Source organism: Marinobacter sp. UBA2688, from assembly GCF_002352785.1.
Classification (GTDB): domain Bacteria; phylum Pseudomonadota; class Gammaproteobacteria; order Pseudomonadales; family Oleiphilaceae; genus Marinobacter; species Marinobacter salarius.
In genome coordinates this window covers 406,943-414,178 of the sequence record NZ_DELU01000007.1, presented here as the reverse complement: position 1 = coordinate 414,178, position 7,236 = coordinate 406,943, and the positions used below count along the sequence as shown (strand labels likewise).

The 7,236-nt window shown below is 56.5% G+C and carries 10 protein-coding genes; 4 read left to right on the top strand and 6 right to left on the bottom strand.

All coding sequences use genetic code 11. The annotated features are described in order from the left end of the window. Positions 1 to 226 precede the first annotated feature (226 nt). Together B3M52_RS03285 and B3M52_RS03280 are read left to right on the top strand one after the other, a co-directional pair. Positions 227 to 607: a DUF6152 family protein gene (locus tag B3M52_RS03285; RefSeq protein WP_007152727.1), complete on the top strand. Its 381-nt coding sequence runs from the start codon at positions 227 to 229 to the stop codon at positions 605 to 607. 8 nt (positions 608 to 615) lie between these two features. Continuing rightward, positions 616 to 1,101, top strand: a complete 486-nt coding sequence (locus B3M52_RS03280) for a hypothetical protein (RefSeq protein WP_036209231.1) — start codon at positions 616 to 618, stop codon at positions 1,099 to 1,101. A 46-nt stretch (positions 1,102 to 1,147) separates the two neighbouring features. Here the strand turns inward: B3M52_RS03280 and B3M52_RS03275 are convergent, their stop codons facing one another. Further along, complete coding sequence (locus tag B3M52_RS03275; protein WP_007152725.1) at positions 1,148 to 1,555, bottom strand: hypothetical protein; 408 nt, start codon at positions 1,553 to 1,555, stop codon at positions 1,148 to 1,150. A gap of 151 nt (positions 1,556 to 1,706) precedes the next feature. Between B3M52_RS03275 and B3M52_RS03270 the strand changes: the two genes are divergently transcribed. Continuing rightward, positions 1,707 to 2,489 (top strand): helix-turn-helix domain-containing protein, encoded by a 783-nt coding sequence (locus B3M52_RS03270; protein ID WP_075196961.1) that lies wholly within the window; start codon positions 1,707 to 1,709, stop codon positions 2,487 to 2,489. 178 nt (positions 2,490 to 2,667) lie between these two features. After that, positions 2,668 to 3,117 (top strand): hypothetical protein, encoded by a 450-nt coding sequence (locus B3M52_RS03265; RefSeq protein ID WP_286748727.1) that lies wholly within the window; start codon positions 2,668 to 2,670, stop codon positions 3,115 to 3,117. A gap of 43 nt (positions 3,118 to 3,160) precedes the next feature. On the opposite strand, the gene B3M52_RS03260 is transcribed toward B3M52_RS03265, so the two are convergent. Genes B3M52_RS03260 through phnC form a run of 5 tightly spaced genes read right to left on the bottom strand, consistent with a single transcriptional unit; the run spans position 3,161 to position 7,197 of the window. After that, on the bottom strand, positions 3,161 to 3,943 hold the full coding sequence (locus B3M52_RS03260; protein ID WP_226909945.1) for a DeoR/GlpR family DNA-binding transcription regulator: 783 nt from the start codon (positions 3,941 to 3,943) through the stop codon (positions 3,161 to 3,163). 14 nt (positions 3,944 to 3,957) lie between these two features. Next, positions 3,958 to 4,767: an HAD-IIB family hydrolase gene (locus B3M52_RS03255; protein WP_286748726.1), complete on the bottom strand. Its 810-nt coding sequence runs from the start codon at positions 4,765 to 4,767 to the stop codon at positions 3,958 to 3,960. A 17-nt stretch (positions 4,768 to 4,784) separates the two neighbouring features. Further along, positions 4,785 to 5,594 carry a phosphonate ABC transporter, permease protein PhnE gene (phnE, locus tag B3M52_RS03250; protein ID WP_007152720.1) on the bottom strand — a complete coding sequence of 270 codons (810 nt, stop codon included), beginning with the start codon at positions 5,592 to 5,594 and terminating at the stop codon, positions 4,785 to 4,787. Beyond that, positions 5,588 to 6,406, bottom strand: coding sequence for a phosphonate ABC transporter, permease protein PhnE (gene phnE, locus B3M52_RS03245; protein WP_051947015.1), 819 nt, complete (start codon positions 6,404 to 6,406; stop codon positions 5,588 to 5,590). The genes phnE (B3M52_RS03250) and phnE (B3M52_RS03245) overlap by 7 nt, the downstream gene beginning before the upstream one ends. Beyond that, entirely contained in the window at positions 6,403 to 7,197 is a 795-nt protein-coding gene (gene phnC, locus B3M52_RS03240) for a phosphonate ABC transporter ATP-binding protein (RefSeq protein WP_036209245.1), read from the bottom strand. The genes phnE (B3M52_RS03245) and phnC overlap by 4 nt, the downstream gene beginning before the upstream one ends. Between the last annotated feature and the right edge of the window lie 39 nt (positions 7,198 to 7,236).

Sequence of the window (7,236 nt, the reverse complement as noted above, 5' to 3'; positions counted from 1 at the left end):
ATCCAAACCGACCCGCCGCAACTTCGTGGTGCGGCTGATGCACAACTTCAACCGGGGTGACCGCACTCTCGCATACTACCTGGTGGATGATAATTACATCGGCGGAGTCAGTATGTTGGATTTGGACTGGCGGCGTTGGCTGCACGAACAGGGTAACGACATCATCCGGTTTTAACCGTCGGTCGTTGCTCTTCATCTTTGAAAACCCGCAATGAGAGGACTCACTATGCCTCACGTTCGTTTTACCCACCTGCTCGGTTTTGCGTTTCTTGTTGCTGTTCTCGCTGCCTCTGCCGCTCATGCTCATCACGGTTGGGCCTGGGCCACGGACGAGGAATTTGAAATCACCGGTACCATCCAGTCGATGCGCCTTGGTAATCCCCATGGCGAGGTCACGATAGACGTTGATGGCGAGGCATGGGTTGTGGAAGTCGGCCAACCCTGGCGTAACGACCGTGTCGGGCTCAGTAAAGAGATTTTGAGCGTCGGCCGGGAAATGACCGTGCACGGTCACCGTTCCGCCAAAGAGGGCGAACGGTTGGTCAAGGCCGAGCGGATTGTCATCGATGGGACGAACTACGACTTGTATCCCGGTCGTGATTCCTGAGCCTGGGAATGATTGAGCCGGCGCTGGTCTTTGTTGAAAACCTGGCCTTTGTATCGGCGCTGCGCAATTCCACCCTCGCATACCCGCTGATCAACGCCGGGCATATTCTTGGTGTTGCCCTGCTGATTGGTGGAATTGTGCCGCTGGATCTGCGTTTGCTGGGGCTCTGGCGCCGCTACCCTGTGATGGTGTTTGTCGATGTGCTTCGAGTCACCTCCGCGTTTGGTTTGGGGTTAGCGGTGGTCTGTGGTTCGCTTCTATTCGCCACAGCGGCGGTGGACTACGCCGGGTCGATGTTGTTCCGGGTCAAGATGGTGGTTGTCCTGTTGGGAGTGTCGAACGCGTTGCTACTTGCTCGGGTGTTAAAGCGCCGGGATATACGGAGCCTCCCAATGGGTGCTTCCATGCCTTTGCCCTTGAGGGCAGGTGCCTTGATGTCTCTGGTGTTCTGGATGAGTGCGCTGACTCTTGGCAGGCTATTGGGCTACTTCTGAGCAGGCGGGTAGCGACAGGAGTTGCCGCTACCCGGTGTTTCGAAGGCTAGCTGAATGCAGGTTCAAGAGGTTTACTGCCAGCAACCCGTTTCATCCACGCCATGTCCAGTGGAACAAGAATGTTCACTGCGAACAGCACCCAGCCCAACGCCTGCAGGCTCTCCGCAAACCACAGCATCAGGGCGAAAGACAGCAGGGCCCAGCTGACATCCACAACCATCATCAGGTTGAAGTATTTCTCCAGCCACCGTGCGTTCATGGCCATAGCAGCCATATCCACGCACCAGAGCAACATCACTATGCCCACCACCAGATAGAAGGTTGCGCCGGGCCCTCCCGCTAACTGGGCGATCGGCTCTGCGGCCAGGATCAGTGCCAATGCCAGTGGCGTGGAGAGGAAAACATCGCTCAGGACGATCTGTTTTACGCTGAATTGACGGACGAAGTTTTTCATAGGATCACCTCAATCGGGTTTCACAATGTGTTGGACTACGCTACAAAGCATCTACCTGGGCGGTGATGGGCACAATTACCTGTGAGGTAATGGTGCAGCACACCCTTGAGGAAGATAATCGCTGAACACTCGAATATTCACAGGAACTACCATGAGCGCCTTCGGTACGCTTTTTAGAGAAATGCGGCAGGGTAAACGGTTGAGCCAGATGGATTTCGCCCTGGAATGCGAAGTATCGGCGAAGCACATCAGCTTTCTGGAAACGGGCCGAAGCCAGCCCAGTAAGGGCATGGTTCTGCATTTGGCGCAGATGCTTCAGACGGATCTGGCGGCGACCAACCGCCTGCTGTCTGCGGCGGGTTACAGCCAGGTTTACAGCGATCAGGATTTGAACGCGCCAGGCATGGCAATGATCAAAGAAGCGCTTGATCACCTCTTGCAGGCGCACCTGCCGTACCCGGCGGTTGTCTTTGATCACGAGTACTATCTGGTGATGGCCAACACAGCCATGCAGGCGATGATGGTAAGAATGATGGAACTGGGCGCTCACTTTCCCGCAAGGCCGAACTTTCTGCTATCGCTGTTGGACAACGAGGGCATGAAACCCTTTGTGGGAGATTGGGAAAACATCGCATGCCACATGCTGCAGCGGGTCTACCATGAGCATCTAGCCGGCCCCTTCCGGGACCAGCCCAACCGATTGCTGGAGCATGCCTTGACTCTGCCCGGCGTTCCGCAGAACTGGAAAAGCCACGTGGTGGAACATCTCGACTACCCGGCGATTCCTTTTACCCTGAACCTGGGAGATCAGCAGCTTAGAATCTTTTCGACCATTGCAACGATAGGCACGCCTTTGGATGTCACCGCACAGAACTTGCGGATCGAGCATTTTTTCCCAATGGATGAGCGTAGCAAGGCTTTCTGGCAAAGCTGAAGCGGGCTGCTGCCGGGGAAAAGACTTCCGGGCCGGCGAGGTAGATGCGTTTGGATCGTGTCATGGGGAATCAACTGGTCATCAAAGGCCGAAAGATAGGTGTTTCCTGTTTTATCCTACCGCACCGTCTTTCCAGTGGCATAATTCAGCCTGTTAATAATAACCACGGAGCGACGGCATGTCTCTGGCTGAAAAAATCTGCCTTTCAGCGGCTTTCCTGTTTTTTATGACAGGCCTGCTTACCGGCATTTGGAAATACCGGCATATGGCGCGGAGTGAGGACGCTACCTCGCCGGTATATGTGGATATCGCTCACCGCAGTTCGCTGCTCTACAGCTTTGCGGCGCTGCTGCTGGCGGCGTTCAGCGCTCATAGTGTGCTGGCTGATTGGGTTAACACGACTGCCGCCGTGGCTGCACTGGTGTTTTTCGCCTTTGCAATTGGTACCTATGTGATTCACGGCCTGCTTCAGGATACAGACAACCAATTGCGCCGGCCCCACCGCCTGGGTAAGCGGCAGTTGCCGTCCTGGGTGACCGGGTTCTTCATGCTGTTGCTGATCGTCGGGGAAGTCGGCGGGGCGCTCGTTCTGGGTGCAGGCGCAATGCTGGGAATCTGGCTGGGTTAAGTAGGAGATATTCACTGCACCGCCTTGCGAACGTTCGGACTCGTTAAGCTCCAACACACTCGATGATTTCAAGCGACGCAGGCAGGCCTATCTGTTTTCCGGCACTAATGAAGTCGGTGTAGAAGCGATCCACATACTTGAATGAGGCGACTTTACAATGAGAGCTTTGGGTCCATTTGCTATGGTTGGCCACCAGCAAGCGTGACCGGGTGTTGGAAATGATGGCCCGGCTGACTTCGGCCTCGCGGATATCAAAATCCATCAGGCCATGCTGTGGGTCCATGCTACCGGTGCTGATGATGCCAAAGTCGGTGATGAAGGAGCTGAAAAATCCGGTCACTTCCGGCCCGACCACATCATGGTGATTGTGCCGGTATTGCCCACCGGAAACGATGACTTCGATGCCGGAATTGCCGGAAAGCGCAGAGGCCACACTGAGATTGTTGGTCAGGATGCGCAGTGACTGATGATGAATCAGCGCTTTCGCCACCAGTTCGATGGTGCTGCCGACCCCCAGGCTGACGGTGGCGCCTTCAGGAATATCCATTGCAACCCGCTGAGCCATCTGCTGCTTGGTGGCATGATGATGGATCCGCGCGTTTTCAACGGGAGAAACCGTGGCACTGGCCGGTAGGCTGACGCCGCCATAACGACGACGTAGCACACCCTGTTCGCACAGTTTGTTGATGTCTCGGCGAATGGTTTGGGTGGTGACTCCAAAGCGTTGGGCAATGTCTTCAACCTCGACATGCTTCTGCTCGTTCACCCAATCCAGAATGCTTTTTTGCCGATCTTTGGCGCCCATCAGATTAGATACTCGGTCCATTACCCCTGGCTTGATCACACAGGATGTGTTTCGGCCTGCGGCAGGTCGGATTCGGTCCGTTGCCTCAGCCAGTTTTCGGCCATCTCCGCGAAGCCCAGCCCGGAACGCTGGCTGACAACGGCGGCCGGCCGATGGGTCATCCCGGGCAGATGCTTGCGAATGTTTGCCACGCCAACACTTAATGGAAAACATCGAAACATGCTTTCGTCATTGGGTGCATCGCCGATGAAAACTGCGCGCTGTTGCAACGCCTGCAGATCCAGTCCCAGCACTTCCTGCCCTACACGCACGGCCATCGTGGACTTGTCAAAATCGCCGAGCCAGACGTTGAGGTGAATTGAGCTTTGCCGAACGTTGAAGCCCTGGCCAACCAGAGCGTTATGAAGAGCCGCTACTTGCTCTGAGCTTAAAGACTGCTGCTGGTTGTAGTCGACCGCTACATCGACATAGCGGAAGGCCTGGTCGCTGGCGAGTTGTGGCTCGAAGTCCAGATCCAGTGCGGCGACTGCAGTCAGTATGGCCTCTTGGTCGCGCTTATGGACGGCTGCGTCGTTCCAGTAGTGCCAGCGGACCGTCTGGGGGGCGGTCCGCTCGGCGTAGAAGGCGCCGCCTTCACCAATTACGGCAGTGACCGGCCACGTTCTGATGATCTGGTCGCACCAGCCGGCGCAACCCCCGGTCACCGGAATCACGCGAATACCAGCCGCTGCCAGCCGACAAAGGGCCAGATAGGTTTCTGGCAGCAATTGACCATCGGTGGTCAGGGTATCGTCCACGTCGGTGAACAATACGTCCGCTTGGCCAAAGTTAAAGCTGTTTGTCATGGACTGGGTTTTCCGCGTCAGATAACTTTCTTGCGCAAGGCGCTGGTTAGTGCTTCGCCCAGAATCACCAATACCACAATAGCGAGCAGAATCGTGGCCACCGTCTGCCAGGCAAACAGGTCGATAGACCCTTGCAGAAGCACTCCGATGCCGCCAGCGCCCACCAAGCCAAGCACGGTGGATTCACGGATGTTGATATCCCAGCGCAGGATGATGATGGCGAAAAAGGCTGGCATTACCTGCGGCACGATCGCATACAGCACTACTTTCATTTTGCTGGCGCCGGTTGCCTGCATAGCCTCGACGGGGCGGCGATCGATTTCCTCGATTGCCTCGCCCATAAGTTTACCAATGAAACCAATTGACCGGAACATAACCGCCAGAATGCCCGCAAGTACCCCGGGGCCAAAAATGGCGACGAACAGCAGGGCCCAGATGATGGTGTTCACTGAGCGGCTGGACACAAGAATAAACCGACCCAGCCACAGGGTGGCCTTGTTCGGTGTGGTGTTCTGCGCCGCAATATAGGACACCGGCAGGGCGATGAAGATCGTGAGCATGGTAGACAGGGTGGCAATGTGCACGGTTTCCAGCATGGCCGCGAAGATGGCATTCCAGGTGCTGAACTCCGGTGGCCACATGCGTGCGCCCAGGTTCTGGATCTGGTTGGGGGCGTCCCACACCCAGGGCCAGAAAATGTCGATGTCACGCACCGCCCAGACAATCGCAATCAGGGTTACCAGGTAGATCCCATAGCGGGTCCACTGTTCTTTCCGGTCGTAGCGGGACCAAACACGGTCAGTCAGTTTCGCAGCGTGATCTACCATACTTTTTTCCTCACCCATCCGCTTATGCCTTCGCTGACCAGAATGATGCCAATAATCATCAGCAGAATGGCAAAGGCGAAGTCGTAATCGTAACGTCCGAACGCATTCATCAGTGTGCCGCCAATACCGCCTGCTCCGACAATGCCAACCACCGCGGAAGCGCGCAGGTTGCTGTCGAGCTGGTACATGGATAGCCCAATCTGGCGTGGCATGATTTGCGGAAACACGCCGTAGATCAGCATCTTCAGATATCCTGCGCCGACGGAGCGCATGGCTTCCACCTGGCCCCAGTCGATTTCTTCGATTTCTTCGGCCAACAGTTTGGCCACGAACCCGATGGAATAGAGTGTCAGGGTCAGGATGCCTGCCATGGGGCCAAACCCGACGGCCGCCACAAACAGGATGGCCACGATGACCGGGTGGAAGCTGCGGGAGATAATGATGATAGCGCGCCCCACCAGATAGACTGGCTTCGGAGCCACGTTTTTGGCAGCCATCACCGCAATAGGTATCGACAGAAACACCCCAAGCAGGGTTGCCAGGAATGCAATCTGGAAGCTTTCCTTGAAGCCGGTCCACAAGAGTCCGGCACGCTCAAAGCTGGGAGGAAAGGCTCCACCGAATATTTTGGCGGCTCGGGGCAGGCCCTCGGAAATTCGCGCCCAATCAAAGGGCAGCGTGGAGAAAGCCCAGTAGAGATAAGTCAGGGTAACGGCGATCAAGCCATAGCGGAGCCAGGGGTTGGCTATGAACGGGGGCTTCTTCCAGACCCTGCCCGACGTCATGTCGGTTGCAGTTCTGCTGGTGGTCATACGGTCGCCTCCTGGGTTTGGGCGCCGGCCTCAGCCGCATCCTCGTCCGGGGACTCAATGCCGCCGTAAATGGCATCCAGCGCATCCTGGTTGAAGTCCTTGGGCGAACCGTCAAAAATCATCTGACCGTGCCGCATACCCACAATGCGATTCGTGTACATCCGCGCCTGAGTGACGTTGTGGATGTTGATCAGCACCGGCAGCGACATTTCGCTGGCCAGGGTTTGGAGCAGGCTCATGATCTGCTGAGAGGTTTTGGGGTCCAGCGACGCGGTTGGCTCATCCGCCAGCAGAATCTCCGGCTCCTGCATCAGTGCCCGCACTACGGCTACCCGTTGCCGTTCACCCCCGGACAACTGGTCGGCTCGATTATTGGCGTAGTGGGCGATACCCACGCGCTCCATCAGGTGGAAGGCGCGATCGATATCCGATTGAGGGAAGCGGCGGGTCAGGGCCTGGAACAGTGACACATAGCCCAGACGCCCGGACAGTACGTTCTCCATGACCGTCAAGCGATCAATCAGGTTAAACCCCTGAAAAACCATGCCGATACGCCGGCGGGAATGTCGCAATTCGCTGCCGCGAAGATTGACCAGTTGGTGGCCATTCAACTTGATCGAACCCGATGTGGGCTCAACCAGCCGGTTGATGCAGCGCAGAAGTGTGCTTTTCCCCGCTCCAGAAGCGCCGACGATGGAAACGACGCTGCTGCCGTCAACCTCAAGATCCAGGCCTTTTAGCACCGGCTCATTGTGCCCGTATCGCTTTACCAGGTTGGTAATTTCTAACATGAATTCACTCCGGCCAGAGCTTCCGGCCATTGGCCGGAA

Bases quoted from the DNA above. Each gene is read 5' to 3' on its own strand.
- B3M52_RS03255 (WP_286748726.1), bottom strand. From the start codon at position 4,767: ATGACAAACAGCTTTAACTTTGGCCAAGCGGACGTATTGTTCACCGAC.
- B3M52_RS03260 (WP_226909945.1), bottom strand. From the start codon at position 3,943: ATGGACCGAGTATCTAATCTGATGGGCGCCAAAGATCGGCAAAAAAGC.
- B3M52_RS03265 (WP_286748727.1), top strand. From the start codon at position 2,668: ATGTCTCTGGCTGAAAAAATCTGCCTTTCAGCGGCTTTCCTGTTTTTT.
- B3M52_RS03270 (WP_075196961.1), top strand. From the start codon at position 1,707: ATGAGCGCCTTCGGTACGCTTTTTAGAGAAATGCGGCAGGGTAAACGG.
- B3M52_RS03285 (WP_007152727.1), top strand. From the start codon at position 227: ATGCCTCACGTTCGTTTTACCCACCTGCTCGGTTTTGCGTTTCTTGTT.
- phnE (WP_051947015.1), bottom strand. From the start codon at position 6,406: ATGACCACCAGCAGAACTGCAACCGACATGACGTCGGGCAGGGTCTGG.
- phnC (WP_036209245.1), bottom strand. From the start codon at position 7,197: ATGTTAGAAATTACCAACCTGGTAAAGCGATACGGGCACAATGAGCCG.
- B3M52_RS03275 (WP_007152725.1), bottom strand. From the start codon at position 1,555: ATGAAAAACTTCGTCCGTCAATTCAGCGTAAAACAGATCGTCCTGAGC.
- phnE (WP_007152720.1), bottom strand. From the start codon at position 5,594: ATGGTAGATCACGCTGCGAAACTGACTGACCGTGTTTGGTCCCGCTAC.
- B3M52_RS03280 (WP_036209231.1), top strand. From the start codon at position 616: ATGATTGAGCCGGCGCTGGTCTTTGTTGAAAACCTGGCCTTTGTATCG.